1 pseudogene is annotated in these 251 nt (G+C 49.8%); it reads right to left on the bottom strand.

Going from position 1 to position 251, the window contains the following annotated elements:
* Positions 1-251, bottom strand: a pseudogene (locus HMPREF2749_RS00510) (CTD phosphatase); the annotation flags it as partial.

The following is a 251-nucleotide window of genomic DNA, read 5'->3' as shown; positions in this document are numbered from 1 at the left end:
CCGTCGCGGTCAACCACAATCACCCACTGCCCACGCAGATGCTCCACAGCCAGCGAGAAACGCCCCAGATACTTCAAATATTTGCGAATATCCTGCTTCTCCCCCGTCTCCTTAACATAAAACGCAAGGTCCTTAGCCTTAGTCGTGTACAGGGTGCTCACCAGAATATTTCGGCTCGTATTTTTAGCCTTTTCACCCGCGATAAGATCATCAGCAACATTGGCGCTCAGCACATTCTTATCAGCCGAAAT

Source organism: Rothia sp. HMSC075F09 (assembly GCF_001810515.1).
Lineage (GTDB): Bacteria > Actinomycetota > Actinomycetes > Actinomycetales > Micrococcaceae > Rothia.
Note: the sequence above shows the minus strand (reverse complement) of the source record. Positions and strands in the feature narration are given on the sequence as shown.